Source organism: Pseudomonas sp. ef1 (genome assembly GCF_007293365.2).
In the GTDB taxonomy this organism is placed as follows: Bacteria; Pseudomonadota; Gammaproteobacteria; order Pseudomonadales; family Pseudomonadaceae; genus Aquipseudomonas; species Aquipseudomonas siliginis.
The window spans coordinates 1,446,388-1,464,715 of the sequence record NZ_CM129815.1; the positions used below are offsets into that span (position 1 = coordinate 1,446,388).

The window sequence follows — 18,328 nt, forward strand, 5'->3', positions numbered from 1 at the left end:
TGTGATTCTTCAACAACACTGGAGAGCCCTGTGGGAGCTGGCTTGCCAGCGATGAAGGTGTGTCAGTCAGCGATAAGTTGAATGTGCCGACCTCATCGCTGGCAAGCCAGCTCCCACAGGGACACTGACCGGCTTGAAGGAATGTCTGTAGTCAAAGTGCTAATTTCTAAAGGTCCTTTCAGCAAACCACGTAGGGCAAATCTGAATTTCCCGTCACCTGCTCATCACCCCTTGCCCCTCATGCAGAATCGCCCGCCCTCACACTGCAGAGAGACATCGGATGTTCGCGCCTGCCAATCAACCGCGTTTCACGTTGACCCTCGAAGGCGCCCAGCATGACCTCAAGGTCCTTGAGTTCACGGGCAGGGAAGCCATCAGCCAACCCTTTCGCTTCGAGCTGGAACTGGTCAGCGAGCGGCCGGACCTGGATCTGGAAAGCCTGCTGCATGGTCAGGCGTTTCTGAGTTTCGATGCTCAGGGTTGCGGTATTCATGGTCAGATTTATCAGGTCGGGCAGGGCGATTCCGGGAAACGTCTGACACGCTATCACCTCAGCCTTGTCCCGCGTCTGACGTATCTGGGGCATCGCATCAACCAGCGGATTTTTCAGCATCAGAGCGTGCCGCAGATAGTCACGCAGATCCTCAAGGATCATTCGATCCTGCGCGATGCCTTTGAATTTCGCCTGGGCAGCGAATACCCGGAGCGCGAATACTGCGTGCAATACGCCGAAAGCGATCTGGCCTTCATCCAGCGCCTGTGTGCCGAAGTCGGCATTCATTACCACTTTCAACACAGCCCCGAAGGCCATTTGCTGGTATTCGGCGACGACCAGACCGTGTTCCCCAAGCTGCCCGAGCCGACGCTGTATCTGCCGGGCAGCGGCATGTCGGCGGGCGCGCCGGCGATTCAGCGTTTCAATGTGCGTGTGGAAACCCGCACCAGCGTCGTCACCCGGCGCGACTACAACTTCGAAAAACCACGCCTGTCGCTGGAAAGTCGCAGTGACGGCGAACAACGTCCAGTGCTGGAGGACTACCACTTCCCCGGCCAATTCAACGATCGCGAAACCGGCAGACACCTGACGCGCCGTGCGCTGGAACGGCACGTCGCCGATTACCGTCAGGCCGAGGGCAGCAGCGACGAGTCTTCATTGGTCTGCGGCCATTTCCTGCAACTCACCGAGCATCCGCGCAGCGACTGGAATGATCTGTGGTTGCTCACCTGTGTCGAGCATCGCGGCCGTCAGCCGCAGGTGCTTGAGGAATCGGTGACCAGCGATGGCGAATCCTTCCAGGGCTACCGCAATACTTTCGTCGCCACGCCGTGGGACGTGGTCTTTCGTCCGGCGCTGTGCCCGGAAAAACCGCGCATGTCGGGCTACCAACCTGCCGTGGTCACCGGCCCGAAAGACCTTGAGATCCATTGCGATGAATACGGCCGGGTCAAAGTGCAACTGGCCTGGGACCGCGATGGCGAACTCAATGAGCATTCCAGTTGCTGGCTGCGCGTTGCGACCGGTTGGGCTCACGATCACTACGGCAGCGTGTTGATTCCGCGCGTCGGCATGGAAGTTTTGGTCGGCTTCATTGATGGCGATGCCGACAAGCCGCTGGTCATGGGTTGCCTGCCGAATGCGGCGACCCCGGTGCCGCTGGATCTGCCGGCAGACAAGACCCGCAGTATCTTCCGCAGCCAGAGCAGCCCTGGCGGTGGCGGTTATAACGAACTGCGCATCGAAGACAAAAAAGGCGCCGAGGAAATCTACCTGCGTGCCCAGCGCAACTGGACCCAGCACGTGCTCAACGACCAGCACCTGCAGGTCGATAATCAGCGCAGTGTGGTGGTCACCGGCATCGCCCGCCATGAACTCAAGGCCGACGAGCAGCGCATTACTCACGGCCAGCGCCAGACCGAAGTCAGGCAGGATGATCATTTGTCCGTGCTCGGCGACCGGCAGGTGCGGGTGAACAGCCAGGCCACCAGCGCCTCGGCGCAGATCCATATCAGCGCAGGCCAGCAAGTGGTCATTGATGGCGGCGCGAGCGCGACGATTCAGGCCGGGGGACAGTGGATCAACATTGGTCCCGGCGGAATTTTCAGCAGCGTGCCGATTGTTGTGGGTGGCGCGCCGATGGCGGCGACCAGCGCTGCGCCGGTGGTGCCGGGATTGCCGGAGAAACTGGCCGCTGCGCCAGCGGCGATTCTCACCGCCGCACAGATCATGAGTCTCAAAGGTGATGCGCCATTCTGCGAGGAGTGTGAGCGTTGTAAGGATGGTGTTTGTGCAGCGTGAGGAATTGACGCCCGAACAATGGCTGGCGCGGCAGCCGCTGCATGCGTCGGAACAACTGTTCGCCATTTTCAGCCGCGCCAGCGACGCCGATGCCTTCAAAGCCTGGCAGGGCACGGCGAATCCGGTCTGGGCCGAAACCATTTATGCCGAGTGGGACGCGGTGATGCCCTACGTGGGAATTGTCGCTGCAGACAGTGAGTTTTTACGTTGGGTGGCGGAAACAGAGTGCCGGGATTGGGGATGGTTGGCGGTGTCTTCGGCGGATCTTGACGTGCTGGTCGAACATTTCCGCAGCCTCAGTCAAGTGCTGATGCCGGACGGTAAAACCGTGTTTTTCCGCTTTTGGGATGGTCGGTTTCTGCTGCCTCTTTTGCACTCTGATGAGGTCATTCCCGCGCAATGGCTGCCAGTCGTTTCGCGAGCCTTGATCAATGGCCAAGCCATTGAAATCGGGGGCCGTGCGCTGGTTTCGGGGCGGGTCTTTCCGTGGTGGAGCGTGCCGCAGTCGTTGTTAGCGCAGACTGATGCAAGCGTACGCATCGCCAATGCTCTGCAATGGCTGAGCGAGGAGCAACCGGCCGTGTTCGAGGCGTTTCCCGAGGCTGTTTTGCGCTGCAAGGTCGGGCAGTTTTTCAAATTATCGATGTCGGAAGATTCGTCACGATCGGCGCTTCTGGAGTTTTTGCTGGCAGAGGCAGAGTGAAATTTCGGGGCAGACGCTTCGGACGTTTCCTTCGAATCGCGGCGGTTTTCATGAACTGGTGCGTGGTGAGTTGCAGGGATAGTCTTTTCGTTGTCACTGCGAGAGCGGTGGCAGGGTGAAGGATCTCCCGCAATCATGACGTTACAGTTCGTTGGTTTTTTGCGGAACTTGGTTTCAAGTTCGTAAGATCGTTCGCGGCGGCTGTGCGTGGGACACGCTTCGGCGTGGCCGAGGTCCATGATTGCTCGGTTCCTACTCTTGCGCACAGCTGCCACCCAAACCCGTAGGAAGGTGTGGCGGCGGCTCACGTTAATCAATCATGGAACGACAAAAATGGCCACTATGCATACTGATCCTCCCTACGAAAAAATCACCCCGCACCCCGACAACCGCTTCATGGCCCTCACCGGCAATTGCAGCGACATGCCCAGCCTGTTCGTCGACACCCATGTGCCCCTCGACATCCTCATGGACGCCGCCAACTATCGCATCCGCGCCGTGGTCCAGGTCCTGGAAAACATGTGCATGCGCGGCTCGATCGAATGCGACTCCGTGATCCTCAGCGACTTCGCCCTGCTGTGCGCCATCCCATTGCGCGATGGCTGTGATGTGCTGGACGTCATCGGCAGACGGCTGCGCAGCATGCCCGCCTGAAGATCAAAAGACCGCAGCCTTCGGCAGCTCGTACAGAGTGAACGCGTATCCCGTGTAGGAGCTGCCGAAGGCTGCGATCTTTTGATGTTGAGGCCCGCTCGGCTGCGAACCCCTGACTTGCCGCCCGGTAAAAGGTAAACTTTGCGGCCCTCGCAGGAGCAGCCATGAATTATCGTCACGCCTTCCATGCCGGCAATCACGCCGATGTGTTCAAACACCTGACCTTGACCCGCCTCATCGCTCTGATGTCGCGCAAGGAGCAGCCGTTTGCCTATCTCGACACGCACGCCGGCATCGGTCTGTATGACTTGCAGGGCGATCAGGCCAATCGCACCGGCGAGTACCTGGAAGGCATTGCGCGGTTGTGGGATCAGCCGGACCTGCCGGCGCTGACTGCCGACTATATGAAGGTGCTGCACGAGATGAATCCGGATGGCCAGTTGCGCTATTACCCGGGTTCGCCGGAGCTGGCGCGGCGCCTGACGCGGCCGCAGGACCGGGTGATGCTCAATGAGAAGCACCCGGAAGATGGCGTGTTGCTCAAGGACAACATGGCCGGCGATCGTCGAGTGAAAGTGCATCTGGGCGAGGGCTGGCACGTGGCGCGGGCGATGTTGCCGGTGCAGGAAAAACGCGCGGTGATGCTGATCGATCCGCCGTTCGAGCAACTGGACGAGATGCAGCGTTGCGCGGCGTCGATGAAAGAAGCCATCGGCCGTATGCGCCAGACCGTGGCAGCGATCTGGTATCCGGTGAAGGATCAGCGTGCACTGCGGCGTTTCTATCAGGACCTGGCAGGCACCGGTGCGCCGAAGTTGCTGCGCGTGGAGCTGCTGGTGCATCCGCTGGACACGCCGAACAGCCTGAACGGTTCCGGGCTGGCGATCGCCAATCCGCCGTGGGGGCTGGAGGAAGAATTGCGTGAGCTGCTGCCGTGGTTGTCGAAGAAGCTGGGGCAGACTCAGGGTGGCTGGCAGATGGATTGGTTGATTGCCGAGAGTTGATCAACAGCAAGATCAAAAGATCGCAGCGTTCCGCAGCTCCTACAGTTGAATGCGTTTCCCTGTAGGAGCTGCCGAAGGCTGCGATCTTTGGCTTTCAGGGTTAGTTCCCCGCAAGGCTCGCAGGCATGCACACGCCGGTGCCGCCAATCCCGCAGTAACCTTCAGGGTTCTTCGCCAGATATTGCTGGTGATAAGCCTCGGCAAAGTACACGGTCGGCGCCTGTTCAATCTCGGTGCTGATTTCACCCAGACCGGCCTTGGCCAGTTCCGCCTGATACACGTCTTTGCTTTTCAGTGCCGCATCCAGTTGCTCAGGGGTGGTCGCATAGATCACCGAGCGGTACTGGGTGCCGATGTCGTTGCCCTGACGCATGCCCTGAGTCGGGTTGTGCAGTTCCCAGAACATCGCCAGCAGTTCTTCGTAACTGACTCGGGCCTTGTCATACACCACCAATACCACTTCGGCGTGGCCAGTCAGGCCCGAGCAGACTTCTTCATAAGTCGGGTTCGGCGTGAAACCGCCGGCGTAACCGACCACGGTGCTGACCACACCTTCGCGCTGCCAGAAACGTCGTTCCGCGCCCCAGAAGCAACCCAGACCGAAAATCGCAAAGTCGACGTCCTGAAAGAATGGACCGAGCAGTGGGGTGTCTTCGAAGACGAAGTGTTTTTCCGGCAGGGTCATCGCGGTTTCGCGGCCGGGCAGGGCTTGTTCTTTGGTTGGAAGCACGTTTTTGTTCACCAGAATTTCCGAGCGCAGAACCATGAGCGTTCCTCTCAGTCAGGTTGGAGGTAAAAAGTCAGACCGCCAGTGTGCCGAATGATGCCGAGTTAATCACTACCCAATGTAGGAGCTGCCGAAGGCTGCGATCTTTTGATTTTGCTTTTTAAAAACCAGATCAAAAGATCGCAGTCTTCGGCAGCTCCTACAGGGGGCGGGATGTTATGGCGAGAATGGGGTAGCGGGGTTAGAGACAGAGCGGGCCGCGCGGATAGCGCTTGAGAGCCTGGATCAGCTCGCCGCCTGGAATCGGTCGGTCGAACAGGTAACCCTGGCCGACGTCGCAACGATGCCGGCGCAGGAATGCCAGTTGCTCGGCGGTTTCGATGCCTTCGGCGACGACCTTGAGTTTCAGGTTGTGGGCCATGGCGATCACCGCAGAGGTGATTTCCATGTCGTCCTGGTTGTCCGGGATTTCGTGGATGAAGCTGCGATCGATCTTGATGATGTCGATCGGGAATTTCTTCAGATAGCTCAGCGACGAGTACCCGGTGCCGAAGTCATCCATGGCCAGGGTCAGGCCGAGGCGCTTGAGCTGGTCGAGCTGCAAATGCGTGTCTTCGGTAGCTTCCAGCAGCAGGCCTTCGGTCAGCTCGAGTTCGAGCAGATTGGCCGGCAGTGCTTCTTCCTTGAGGATGTTGGCGATCGAGGCGACCAGATCCGGATCGGAGAACTGTTTCGGTGACAGATTGATTGCCACTTGCAGGTTGCCCAGGCCGGCAGCGGTCAAGGATTTGCTCATGCGGCACGCCTGACGCGCGATCCACTTGCCGATAGGAATGATCAGGCCGGTTTCCTCGGCGACGCTGATGAACTGATCCGGGCGAATCATGCCGCGCTCCGGGTGGTTCCAGCGCAACAGCGCTTCCATCCCCAGCAGACGACCGCTGCGCAGGCACAGTTTCGGCTGGTAGAACACGTCCAGCTCGTTCTGCGTGAGGGCGCGGCGCAGGTTGTTCTCGACGAACAGTTTGTAACTGGCCTCGGCGTTCAGCGCTTCAGTGAAGACCTGCAACTGGTGTTTGCCGTTGGCCTTGGCTTTGTGCAGTGCCAGACCGGCGTTGCGCATCAGGGTTTGCGGATCGCGCCCGTGCAGTGGCGCGCAGGCCAGGCCGACGGAGCCGGTGACGCTGATCAGCTGGTTGTCGACGAACATCGGCTTGTCGAGGGTCATCAGCAACTGACTGGCGATCTGCTGCCCGGCTTCAAGATCGGTGTCGTCGAGCAACACGGCGAACTCGTTACTGGCAAAACGCGCCAGGCTGCCACTCGGGCTGAGGCTGTTGCGCAGGCGCCGGGCGAGGCTGATCAACAGTTTGTCGCCGGTCTGGTGGCCGAGGCTGTCGTTGATCCGCTTGAAGTTGTCGATGTCCACCAGCAACAGGCTGATCGGCGTATCGCTGTCGCGGGCGAAGCGCTCATCGAGATTGCGGATGAATGCCGGACGGTTGCCGAGGTTGGTCAGGTTGTCGGTGTAGGCCAGGCGCTCGATGCGTTGCTGCGCCAATTTGGTCTGAGTGATGTCTTCGTAGATGCCGATGTAATGCGTCAGCTCACGGTTATCGCCATAGACCTTGGAGATCGACAGCTGGCCCCAGTACGGTTCGAGGTTCTTGCGTCGGCTCTTGAATTCACCCTGCCAACTGTTGCTCTGGGCCAGCGCCGAAGGTGCGTCGAACAGCAGTTCGCTGAGATTTTCCAGCGCCGGCAATTCCGACAAGCGCTGACCGTGGACTTCCTCGGTGGTGTACTGGGTGATCGCGGTGAAGCTCGGGTTGACGTACTCGACCACGCCGTCGCAGTTGACCAGCAAGAAGGCGTTGGCGCTTTGCTCGACCGCGCGCTGAAACAGGTGCAGGGCGCTGGTGGCAGTGCGGCGGTTGTGGTTGTTGATCACTTGTGCGAACTGGTCGGCCAGTTCGCCGGCAAAGGCGATTTCGTCGGACTGCCAGGCGCGGGTGACGCCGGTCTGTTCCAGGCACAACACGCCGACTACCTGGCCGTCGACGCGAATGCTGGCATCGAGCATGGCGTTGACGTCACGCGGACGCATCGCCTCGGCCATCTCGCGGGTACGCGGGTCGTGCATGGCGTTATGGGCATCGATGGCGCGGCTGCTGTGCAGGGCTTCCATGTAGTCGGGGAAGCCGCTGATATCGATCGGCTCCGGCAGGATGTATTCCTGGGTCGCGCGATGGTAAGCGGAGATCGGCAGCAAGCGCTGGCCTTCCAGGTTCCACAGGCTGGCGCAGTCGATCTCGTAGATATCGCAGGCGCAGCGGGTGATCAGTTCAGCGGCTTCCTGCAGCGAGTTGTGCGTGCTGTAGCGCTGGCGTGCGAGCAGCAGAATCAGATCCTGCTGGGCACGCACGCGCTCCAGATGCTGCAGTTGTTCCTGCTGGGCACGCTGGTTCAGCTCAAGGGCGATTTGCAGGCGCGAGTTCTGGGTTTCCAGATCCACCGAAGGCAGCGCCTGGGCTTCGTCGAACACCTCGTCGACCGCCAGCAGGTAGCCGCGCAGCAAATGCCGGTTGTGCTGTTTGTAGGCTTCGCCCAGCTCGAGGATGTTCAACGCGCCGGCGGCGGTGTGCAGGGTGTAGCGCACCACGTAATGTGCGCTTTTGCTCAACTGCTGCTGAATCGCATCGTGCAGTTGATAGCGCGCCTCGGGCTCCATCAGGCTGGCGTAGGGCGAGCCGACCAGCGCGCAGAGCTCGACGGCCGGCTGGCCAAACTGGCGTTCGCAGTTGGGATCGAGGAACAGCATTGCCCAACTGGCTTCATTCAAGCGCTCGAAACGCAGCATGCCGAGCCGCGAGGGCACAGGCAACTGCGTCACTACCTCGGCCGCCATACGGCTGGCGGCATCGGGCTGGCTCTTCATGAAGGAAACTCGCTTGGAAATATGCTGAATGCGCCGGGCTCTCGCCCTCTTGTCTGTTGGCTGCGGCAAGGTTGCATCATTGCGGCACCGACTGACAAGAGAGATGAAGGCCAAGTGCTATAAGAATATGTCGGCTGCAGTGAACATTTCTCCAGTGCACAACTGAAATGAGCAGAAGATCGCAGCTTCACGCAGCCCCGACAGGGTAATGCGCCTTGTGTAGGAGCTGCCGAAGGCTGCGATCTTTGGGTGTTTCAACGCAATTTCATACTGATCGACTGCAAGTTCTTGCCATCGCGGTCATGGTAATTGACCAATATCTGATCAGCCTCGACGACCACATGCGCAAAATTGTCCTGACTCACCACCGCACTGGTCAGCTCGTGCCGATAATCCCCTGCCGCCGTGCGCACCAGCGGTTGATCGAGGATGAACGTCGAGGCCTTGGCATACGGCAGCAATTTGCTGTTGTGCAGCGGCGAGGACACGAGGGTGTGCACCTCGAAATCGGTGTCCTCGCTGTGACTCAAGCGACTGGTCAGCGAGCCATGGACGTCGCCGGAGACGAACACCACGTTCTTGATCCGGTGAGTGCGGATGGTTTCCAGCAGGCGCAGACGCTGTTCGGGAAATGCTTTCCAGGCATCGTCACCGTTGAACTTGCGATCGGGATAGAACATCACGCTGGTCACCACGAACTTCACTCGTGCCGGGCTATGGATCAGCCATTGCAGCAGGGCCTGTTCCTGCTCGATGTCGAGAATGCGCCGGTCTTCTTTCGAGAGGTTGCGTCGGGTGCGGCTGTCGGTGACGAACCAGGCGATATCGCTGTCGCCAAACTGATACCAGTAATGCTTCAACGTATCCCGGTCTATCTGACCCTTCTCATTACATGCATAAACCGGGCTGTGGCTGGCTTGATAAAGTTCATAAGCGGCCATGGCGTTGCGATATAAGTCCTCGTCCGCTGCGGTGGCATTGGCAGGCCAGTTATCTTCTATTTCATGATCGTCGAGCATCATGTAAGTCGATGTATTGGACATCAGTCGCTGAATATTCGGTTGCGAAAATGCCGTTCGATATTTCTTCAGGATGTCTTTGGCTTCGCGATCCGGAGCAATGACATTCAAATCATCTACATACACTTGATCTCCGGTCATGATCACCGCGCTGACAGGTAGATGACTGTTCTCGACCAGTCGATTGATCGAGCCAAAGATGCGGTCGCCCAGTTGCGGCAAGGAAGCGACGCCAGCGGTAATCCGCAGATAACGGCACGAACCGACGACAAAGCCCCTAGACTGGCTGGCTTTCGCGGTGCGGGTGCGAAAGCGGTAGAGCTGTCGCGGCCATTGCAATGGAAACTCAATGACCGTGTCGATGGTATGGACCGGATTCATCGGACTTAACCAGCCGGCTTGATATTCGTATTCACAATCAGCTTCGAGATCCTGCAATACCAGTACACCCGACATGTCATTGGCCGGGTTCAAAAGTGCAAATACGCTGTTCGACCATTTTTCCGTGCCGGCCTTGCGAGCGCGAACTCCGGCAAATACACGTTTTTTGTCCTGTTGTTCGCCGCGCATGAAAATACGCACTTCGTTAGTTGTCGCGTGGCCCACGATGGGGCCGATAGTCGGTTTGAACATGATCGATTCCGTTCGAGATTTTAATAAACAAGATTTAAATAAGCGGAGCGCGTTGAAGCAACTTTCCTGAGCAGAGGTTAGTTGGCCAGCGGCGGAAAATATTGGCGTTAAGTGGACCAGACCTGTGGCCGATGTCAGCGCAGGTTGTAGGAAAGAGGCGCGATCCGGTTTATTTCAGGCAAAAAAAGCCCCGTCAATTGACGGGGTTGAGGTACGAGCGTGTGGCGCTCGAAAGGGTGCAGCAAGCGGCCCTCCGTCGCCGGAGGGCCGTTTGAGTTACAGCAGGATGGTGCGGATGTCGCCCAACAGACTGCCCAGACGCTGAGTGAAGCGTGCCGCTGCAGCGCCGTTGATCACGCGGTGATCGTAGGACAGCGACAGTGGCAGCATCAGCTTCGGCTGGAAGGCTTTGCCGTCCCAGACTGGCTGGATGGTTGCCTTGGAAACACCAAGAATCGCCACTTCCGGCGCGTTGACGATCGGCGTGAAGCCGGTGCCGCCAATATGGCCGAGGCTGGAAATGGTGAAGCAGGCGCCTTGCATCTCGTCCGACGACAGCTTCTTGGTGCGGGCTTTTTCCGCCAGCGAAGCCGCTTCGGCTGCCAATTGCAGCAGGCTCTTCTGGTCGACGTTCTTGATGACCGGCACCAACAGGCCATCCGGAGTGTCGACGGCGAAGCCGATGTTCACGTATTTCTTGCGGATGATCGCCTTGCCGCTTGGCGCCAGCGAACTGTTGAAGTCCGGCAGCTCCTTGAGCAAGTGCGCGCAGGTCTTGAGCAGCAGCGGCAGGATGGTCAGCTTGACGCCAGCCTTCTCGGCCACGGCTTTCTGCGCAACACGGAAAGCTTCCAGCTCGGTGATGTCCGCCGAGTCGAATTGCGTCACGTGTGGCACGTTCAGCCAGCTGCGGTGCAAGTTGGCAGCGCCGACCTGCATCAGGCGGGTCATCGGCACTTCTTCGATTTCGCCGAAACGGCTGAAATCGACCACCGGAATCGGCGGAATGCCCGCACCACCGGTAGCGCCGCCGGCAGCGGCCGGCGCTTCCTTGGCCTTCTGCATCATCGCCTTGACGTAAACCTGCACGTCTTCCTTGAGGATGCGACCGTGCGGACCGCTGGCGCCAACAGCGCTCAGCTCGACGCCGAACTCACGGGCCAGTTGACGCACGGCAGGGCCGGCGTGAACTTTCGCGCCCGGCTTGGCCGGTGCGGCGGCTGGAGCGGCGGCAGCAGGAGCAGCGGCCGGAGCAGCAGCGGCAGGTGCCGGAGCGCTTGGTGCAGCAGCCGGAGCCGGGGCAGCAGCAGGGGCCGCGCCTTTGACTTTCAGCTTGAGGATCAGGTCGCCGGTACCGACTTCGTCATCCAGCTTGATGGAAACGCTTTCCACCACGCCAGCGGCAGGCGATGGGATTTCCATGCTTGCCTTGTCGGATTCCAGGGTGATCAGCGACTGGTCGGCTTCGACAGTGTCGCCGGCCTTGACCAACACTTCGATGATCTTGGCTTTGCCAGCCGAGCCGATGTCCGGAACGTGGATGTCCTGAACGCTGTCGGCAACCGGTGCTGCTGGCGCGGCTGCCGGAGCAGGCGCAGCGGCAGCGGCCGGTGCAGCAGCCTGGGCCGGAGCGGCAGCCGCAGGGGCCGCAGCACCCGCCACTTCCAGATCCAGAATCAGGTCGCCAGTGCCGACTTCGTCGTTGAGCTTGACGCTGATGGCCTTGACCACGCCAGCGGCAGGCGACGGGATTTCCATGCTGGCCTTGTCGGATTCCAGAGTGATCAGCGATTGATCAGCTTCGACGCTGTCGCCGACCTTGACCTGGATTTCGATGATCTGCGCCTTGCCCGACGAACCGATGTCCGGCACGTGCACTTGCTGAACCGAAGCGGCAGCAGGAGCAGCGGCTGGTGCGGCAGCAGCAGGAGCGGCAGCCGGTTTTTCCTCGGCTTTCGCAGCAGGCGCAGCGGCAGGAGCAGGGGCCGCTTCAGCGGCGCCCTCGACTTCCAGCTCAAGCAGTTCGTCGCCTTCTTTCAGGCGATCGCCCAGCTTCACTTTCAGGCTCTTGATGACGCCGGCTTTCGGGGCCGGCACTTCCATGCTGGCCTTGTCCGATTCCAGGGTCAGAATGCTCTGGTCGGCTTCGATGCGGTCGCCGACCTTCACAAACAGTTCAATTACTTCACCTTCACCGCTGCCGATGTCAGGTACGCGAATGAGTTCGCTCACAAAATGTCTCCTCAGCAGTCCAGTGGGTTGCGTTTTTCCGGGTCGATGCCGAACTTGACGATGGCCTCGGCCACGACTTTAGGTTCGATATCACCACGGTCAGCCAGTGCTTCCAGGGCTGCCAACACCACGAAATGACGGTCGACTTCGAAGAAATGACGCAGTTTCTTGCGGCTGTCGCTGCGGCCGAAACCGTCGGTGCCCAGGACTTTGAATTCCTTGGACGGTACCCACTGACGGATCTGCTCGGCGAACAGCTTCATGTAGTCGGTAGAGGCGATGACCGGACCTTTACGGCCGTTCAGGCACTCTTCGACGTAGCTCAGCTTAGGCTTCTGGCCAGGCTTGAGGCGGTTGCTGCGCTCTACGGCGAGGCCGTCGCGACGCAGTTCGTTGAAGCTGGTAACGCTCCACACGTCAGCGCCGATGTTGAACTCTTCACGCAGGATCTTCGCCGCTTCACGCACTTCACGCAGGATGGTGCCGGAGCCCATCAGCTGAACGTGGTGCGCCGCATCGCGGGTGTCTTCCTCGAGCAGGTACATGCCTTTCTTGATGCCTTCTTCGGCACCGGCCGGCATGGCTGGCTGCTGGTACGACTCGTTCATCACGGTGATGTAGTAGAAGATGTCCTGTTGCTCCTCGGTCATCTTCTTCATGCCGTCCTGAATGATCACCGCCAGCTCGTAGCCGTAGGTCGGATCGTAGGTGCGGCAGTTCGGGATGGTCGCGGCCAGCAGGTGGCTGTGACCGTCTTCGTGCTGCAGACCTTCACCGTTCAGGGTGGTACGCCCGGCGGTGCCGCCGATCAGGAAGCCACGGGTACGGCTGTCGCCAGCGGCCCAGGCCAGGTCGCCGATACGCTGGAAGCCGAACATCGAGTAGAAGATGTAGAACGGCAGCATCGGCTGGTTGTGGCTGGAGTACGAAGTACCGGCAGCGATGAACGAGCTCATGGCGCCTGCTTCGTTGATGCCTTCTTCAAGGATCTGACCTTTCTGGTCTTCCTTGTAGAACATCACCTGGTCCTTATCGACTGGCTCGTAGAGCTGGCCGACGGAGGAGTAGATACCCAGCTGACGGAACATGCCTTCCATACCGAAGGTACGGGCTTCGTCCGGGATGATCGGGACGATGCGCGGGCCGATTTCCTTGTCCTTGACCAGTTGCGCGAGGATTCGCACGAAAGCCATGGTGGTGGAAATTTCACGGTCGCCCGAGCCATCGAGGATGGCTTTGAGGGTGTCCAGATCCGGAGTCGGTACGCTGAAGCTCTGCGCACGGCGCTGCGGCACGAAACCGCCCAGGGCAGCACGGCGCTCGGCGAGGTAGCGGGCTTCGGCGCTGTTTGGCTCTGGTTTGAAGAACGGCAGGTTCTCCAGCTCTTCGTCCTTGACCGGGATGTCGAAGCGGTCGCGGAACAGCTTCAGGCTGTCGACGTCGACTTTCTTGGTGTTGTGCGCAGTGTTTTTCGCTTCGCCGGCACCGGTGCCATAACCCTTGATGGTCTTGGCGAGGATGACGGTCGGTTGTTCCTTGTGGTTGACCGCTTCGTGGTACGCCGCGTAGACCTTGTACGGGTCGTGGCCGCCACGGTTGAGTTTCCAGATCTCGTCGTCGGACAGATCGGCAACCATTGCCTTGAGTTCAGGCGTGTTGAAGAAGTGCTCGCGAACGAACGCGCCGTCTTTGGCTTTGTAGTTCTGGTATTCGCCGTCGATGACTTCGTCCATGCGGCGTTGCAGGATACCGTCGACGTCTTTGGCCAGCAGCGGGTCCCAGAAACGGCCCCAGATGACTTTGGTCACGTTCCACTGAGCACCGCGGAACACGCCTTCGAGTTCCTGGATGATCTTGCCGTTGCCGCGAACCGGGCCGTCGAGGCGCTGCAGGTTGCAGTTGATGACGAAGATCAGGTTGTCCAGCTTCTCGCGGCCGGCCAGGGAGATCGCGCCCAGGGATTCCGGCTCGTCGCACTCGCCGTCGCCCAGGAAGCACCAGACTTTCTGTTTGCCCGGCTGGATGAAACCGCGATGCTCCAGGTACTTCATGAAGCGCGCCTGGTAGATCGCCTGGATCGGACCCAGACCCATCGATACGGTCGGGAACTGCCAGAAGTCAGGCATCAGCCAAGGGTGCGGATAGGACGACAGGCCTTGACCATCGACTTCCTGACGGAAGTTGTTCATCTGGTCTTCGGTGATGCGGCCTTCCATGAATGCGCGGGCGTAAACGCCTGGCGAGGTGTGGCCCTGGAAGTAGATCAGGTCGCCGCCATGTTCGTCGGTCGGGGCCTGGAAGAAATAGTTGAAGCCGATGTCATACAGGGTCGCACTGGAAGCGAAGCTGGAGATGTGACCACCCAGGTCCGAATCTCGCAGGTTCGTGCGCATTACCATGGCCATCGCGTTCCAGCGTACCAGCGAGCGAATGCGGCGTTCCATGAACAGGTCGCCAGGCATGCGTGCTTCGTGGGTAACGGGGATCGTGTTGCGGTAAGGCGTGGTGATCGCGTAAGGGAGCTGCGAGCCGCTGCGGGTCGCGAGTTCGCCCATACGGGTCATCAGATAGTGAGCACGGTCTTCGCCTTCTTTGTCGAGAACCGATTCCAGGGCGTCCAGCCATTCCTGGGTTTCGACGGGATCGAGGTCTTGCATGGCTTGCTCCAGGGCGGAAAGGCTTCCAGAATCGGTTGCCTGAGTTTGCGACTGGCCTTGTGGGCAGACGATTTAAAATTCTTGGATTGCCGACAGGTTGTTCCGGCGGCGTGTAGTTTTACTACAAATCTTCCGGCATTTCAGCCTTTCGAATGTATAGACGAGTAGTAAAACTACAGATGAAAGGCTTGTGGCCTCCGACTGCGTTGTGAGAATAATCGTTAAGGCGGGTCGATTTCCATCCGAATAAGGTGAAAGTTTGATGCTGGATGCCAAAGAAGAAGAAATTTCAGCTATTTCTAACTTTTGTTCGACAGTCCTTCACGTAGCGGGTTTTCATCATTCACTACAAGCGGCCCTTATTACGCCGATCAAGGATAGACCATGACCCTGCCCGTGCTTGCCGAACTGCCCGCCATTCTCCTGCCGTTGGTCAGCCGATCCGAGCAGTCGTTCCGTACGTCCGTCGCCGCCCTTGAAGACGATCACGGCCTGTCGAACTGGACGTCGGAGCGCTGGGCGCAATTCGCCCGCGTCAGCGCCGCCAGCGAATTTGTCATTGAACAGAGCATTCGTGACCCTTTGATGTTGCTGTCGCTGGTGGCATCCGGTGAACTTGATCGGGCATTTGCGCCCGGCGAACTGTGCGCACAGATCGCCGCCGCCGTGAACAGCGCGCAGAGCGAAGACGAACTCGGCCGCGCCTTGCGCCGCCAGCGCGCACGCCATCAGGTGCGGATCATCTGGCGCGACCTGACCCGTCAGGCCGATCTGGTGCAGACCTGCCGCGACCTCTCGGACATGGCCGACGCCACCATCGATCAGGCTTATCAATGGCTGTACAGCCGCCATTGCGAGCAATTCGGCACACCCACCGGCCGGCGCAGCGGTGAGCCGCAGCAGATGGTCATCCTCGGCATGGGCAAACTCGGCGCGGTCGAGCTGAATCTGTCTTCCGACATCGACCTGATCTTCGCCTACCCCGAAGGCGGCGAAACCGTCGGCGTGAAACGCTCGCTGGATAATCAGGAATTCTTCATCCGCCTCGGCCAGCGTCTGATCAAGGCGCTCGATCCGATGACTGTCGACGGCTTCGTGTTTCGCGTCGACATGCGCCTGCGCCCCTACGGATCGTCCGGTGCGCTGGTGCTCAGCTTCAATGCGCTGGAGCAGTATTACCAGGATCAGGGCCGCGACTGGGAACGCTACGCGATGATCAAGGCGCGGGTGGTGGCTGGCGATCAGGTTGCCGGCGCGCAGTTGCTCGACATGCTGCGGCCGTTCGTTTATCGGCGTTATCTGGACTTCTCGGCGATCGAAGCGCTGCGCACCATGAAGCAGCTGATCCAGCAGGAAGTGCGGCGCAAAGGCATGGCCGACAACATCAAGCTCGGCTCCGGCGGCATTCGTGAAGTCGAGTTCATCGCTCAGGCCTTTCAGTTGATCCACGGTGGCCGCGATCTGAGCCTGCAACAGCGTCCTCTATTAAAGGTGCTGAGCACGCTGGAAGGGCAAGGCTATCTGCCGCCGGCGGTGGTCAGCGAATTGCGCGAGGGTTACGAGTTTCTGCGCTACACCGAACATGCCATTCAAGCGATTGCCGACCGTCAGACGCAGATGCTGCCGGACAGCGCGCAGGATCAGGCGCGCATCGCCTTCATGCTGGGTTTCGCCGATTGGCCGGCATTCCACCAACAGCTGATGTACTGGCGCGGGCGCGTGGCCTGGCATTTCGCCCAGGTGATCGCCGATCCCGACGAAGAACAGGGCGGCGAAAGCGAAGTGGTGGTCGGTGGTGAGTGGCTGCCGCTGTGGGAGGAAGAACAGGACGAGGAGGCCGCGTGCCGACAGTTGCAGGAGGGCGGTTTCGTCGATGCCGGCAAAGCCCTGAAAGCGCTGGCCGGTTTGCGTGGCAGTCCGCAATTGCGCGCGATGCAGCGGCTGGGGCGCGAGCGTCTCGATGCTTTTATTCCGCGACTGCTTGCGCAAGCGGTGGAGCACGACAATCCCGATCTGGTACTCGAGCGCGTGCTGCCGCTGGTGGAAGCGGTGGCGCGGCGTTCGGCGTATCTGGTGTTGCTCACGGAAAACCCCGGTGCGCTGCGCCGCCTGCTGACCTTGTGTGCGGCGAGCCCGTGGATTGCCGAGCAGATCACGCGCTTCCCGCTGCTGCTCGACGAATTGCTCAACGAAGGTCGGCTGTTCAAGCCGCCGCTGGCGCCGGAACTGGCGGCCGAGTTGCGCGAACGCCTGACGCGAATTCCCGAGGACGACCTCGAGCAGCAAATGGAAGCCCTGCGCCATTTCAAACTGGCGCACCGCTTGCGCGTCGCCGCCTCGGAAATCGCCGGCAGCCTGCCGTTGATGAAAGTCAGCGATTACCTGACCTGGCTGGCCGAAGCGATTCTCGAACAGGTGCTGGCGCTGGCCTGGCGGCAGACCGTGGCCAAGTACGGCACGCCGCTGCGCACCGACGGCACGCTGTGCGATCCCGGCTTCATCATTGTCGGTTATGGCAAAGTCGGCGGTATTGAATTGGGGCATGGTTCGGACCTGGATCTGGTGTTCATCCATGACGGCGATCCGCAGGCGGAAACCGACGGGCCGAAATCCATCGACGGCGCGCAGTTCTTCACGCGCCTGGGGCAGCGGATCATCCACCTGCTCACAGCGCAGACCAATTCCGGCCAGCTGTATGAAGTGGATATGCGCCTGCGGCCGTCCGGCGCTTCCGGGCTGTTGGTGAGCTCCCTCGGCGCATTCGCGCGCTATCAGGAAAACGAAGCCTGGACGTGGGAGCATCAGGCCTTGGTGCGCGCGCGCGTGCTGGTGGGCAGTCAAGATGTTGGCCACGCTTTTGAAAAAGTCCGCGCGCAGGTGTTGGGCAAACCACGGGATCTGGCCAGGCTGCAGCAGGAAGTCAGCGAGATGCGCGCCAAGATGCGCGACAACCTCGGCACCCGCAGCACCGCAGCCGGCACGGCGGCGAATGCGTTCGACGCGGGCGTGCCGTTTGACCTCAAGCAGGACGCCGGAGGTATCGTCGATATTGAATTTATGGTGCAATACGCGGCCCTGGCGTGGTCGCACAGCCATCCGCCGCTGCTGCGCTGGACCGATAACATCCGCATTCTGGAAGAGCTGGAACACGAACGGCTGATGCCCGCCGAAGATGCCAGTCTGTTGCGCGAGGCGTACAAGGCCTACCGCTCCGCCGCCCACCGGCAGGCCTTGCAGAAGGACGCCGGGGTGATACCGGGCGACCAGTTTGCCGACGAACGCCGGCAGGTTTTGCGGATATGGAAAGAGATGGGGCTAAGCTGAAAGCGGTTTATGCAGCACCCAATACCCTGTGGGAGCGAGCTTGCTTGCGAAGGCGGAGTGTCAGACGACACCGATGTCGGATGTGATGGCCCCTTCGCGAGCAAGCTCGCTCCCACAGTAATATGCGCTGAAATGCAGATG

The 18,328-nt window shown here is 60.0% G+C and carries 11 protein-coding genes; 6 read left to right on the plus strand and 5 right to left on the minus strand.

Annotated elements, in window-relative coordinates:
- Positions 1-280: 280 nt before the first annotated feature.
- From tssI to FEE99_RS06720, 4 genes are all read left to right on the plus strand, one after another.
- Complete coding sequence (tssI, locus tag FEE99_RS06705) at positions 281-2,296, plus strand: type VI secretion system Vgr family protein (protein ID WP_041477610.1); 2,016 nt, start codon at positions 281-283, stop codon at positions 2,294-2,296.
- Positions 2,277-2,999, plus strand: a complete 723-nt coding sequence (locus tag FEE99_RS06710) for a DUF4123 domain-containing protein (RefSeq protein WP_221264868.1) — start codon at positions 2,277-2,279, stop codon at positions 2,997-2,999. Before tssI ends, FEE99_RS06710 begins: the two co-directional genes overlap by 20 nt.
- Positions 3,000-3,332: 333 nt before the next feature.
- Positions 3,333-3,653: a hypothetical protein gene (locus FEE99_RS06715; RefSeq protein WP_041477611.1), complete on the plus strand. Its 321-nt coding sequence runs from the start codon at positions 3,333-3,335 to the stop codon at positions 3,651-3,653.
- Positions 3,654-3,817: 164 nt separating this feature from the next.
- Positions 3,818-4,657 (plus strand): 23S rRNA (adenine(2030)-N(6))-methyltransferase RlmJ, encoded by an 840-nt coding sequence (locus tag FEE99_RS06720; protein ID WP_016772007.1) that lies wholly within the window; start codon positions 3,818-3,820, stop codon positions 4,655-4,657.
- Positions 4,658-4,757: 100 nt separating this feature from the next.
- Here FEE99_RS06720 and msrA read toward each other — a convergent pair whose 3' ends face one another.
- The 5 genes from msrA to aceE all read right to left on the minus strand — a co-directional run bounded on the left by msrA (position 4,758) and on the right by aceE (position 14,863).
- Complete coding sequence (msrA, locus tag FEE99_RS06725; protein ID WP_041477612.1) at positions 4,758-5,423, minus strand: peptide-methionine (S)-S-oxide reductase MsrA; 666 nt, start codon at positions 5,421-5,423, stop codon at positions 4,758-4,760.
- Between the two features lie 202 nt (positions 5,424-5,625).
- Positions 5,626-8,322, minus strand: coding sequence for a putative bifunctional diguanylate cyclase/phosphodiesterase (locus FEE99_RS06730; RefSeq protein WP_041477613.1), 2,697 nt, complete (start codon positions 8,320-8,322; stop codon positions 5,626-5,628).
- Between the two features lie 254 nt (positions 8,323-8,576).
- Entirely contained in the window at positions 8,577-9,974 is a 1,398-nt protein-coding gene (locus FEE99_RS06735) for an alkaline phosphatase D family protein (RefSeq protein ID WP_041477614.1), read from the minus strand.
- Between the two features lie 276 nt (positions 9,975-10,250).
- Complete coding sequence (gene aceF / locus FEE99_RS06740; protein WP_041477615.1) at positions 10,251-12,206, minus strand: dihydrolipoyllysine-residue acetyltransferase; 1,956 nt, start codon at positions 12,204-12,206, stop codon at positions 10,251-10,253.
- Positions 12,207-12,217: 11 nt separating this feature from the next.
- Positions 12,218-14,863, minus strand: coding sequence for a pyruvate dehydrogenase (acetyl-transferring), homodimeric type (gene aceE / locus FEE99_RS06745; RefSeq protein ID WP_041477616.1), 2,646 nt, complete (start codon positions 14,861-14,863; stop codon positions 12,218-12,220).
- Positions 14,864-15,125: 262 nt separating this feature from the next.
- On the opposite strand from aceE, the gene FEE99_RS06750 reads away from it, so the two are divergent.
- Both FEE99_RS06750 and glnE read left to right on the plus strand, forming a co-directional pair.
- Positions 15,126-15,251: a hypothetical protein gene (locus tag FEE99_RS06750; protein WP_256584330.1), complete on the plus strand. Its 126-nt coding sequence runs from the start codon at positions 15,126-15,128 to the stop codon at positions 15,249-15,251.
- Positions 15,248-18,187, plus strand: coding sequence for a bifunctional [glutamate--ammonia ligase]-adenylyl-L-tyrosine phosphorylase/[glutamate--ammonia-ligase] adenylyltransferase (gene glnE / locus FEE99_RS06755; RefSeq protein WP_041477617.1), 2,940 nt, complete (start codon positions 15,248-15,250; stop codon positions 18,185-18,187). The genes FEE99_RS06750 and glnE overlap by 4 nt, the downstream gene beginning before the upstream one ends.
- Positions 18,188-18,328 lie beyond the last annotated feature (141 nt).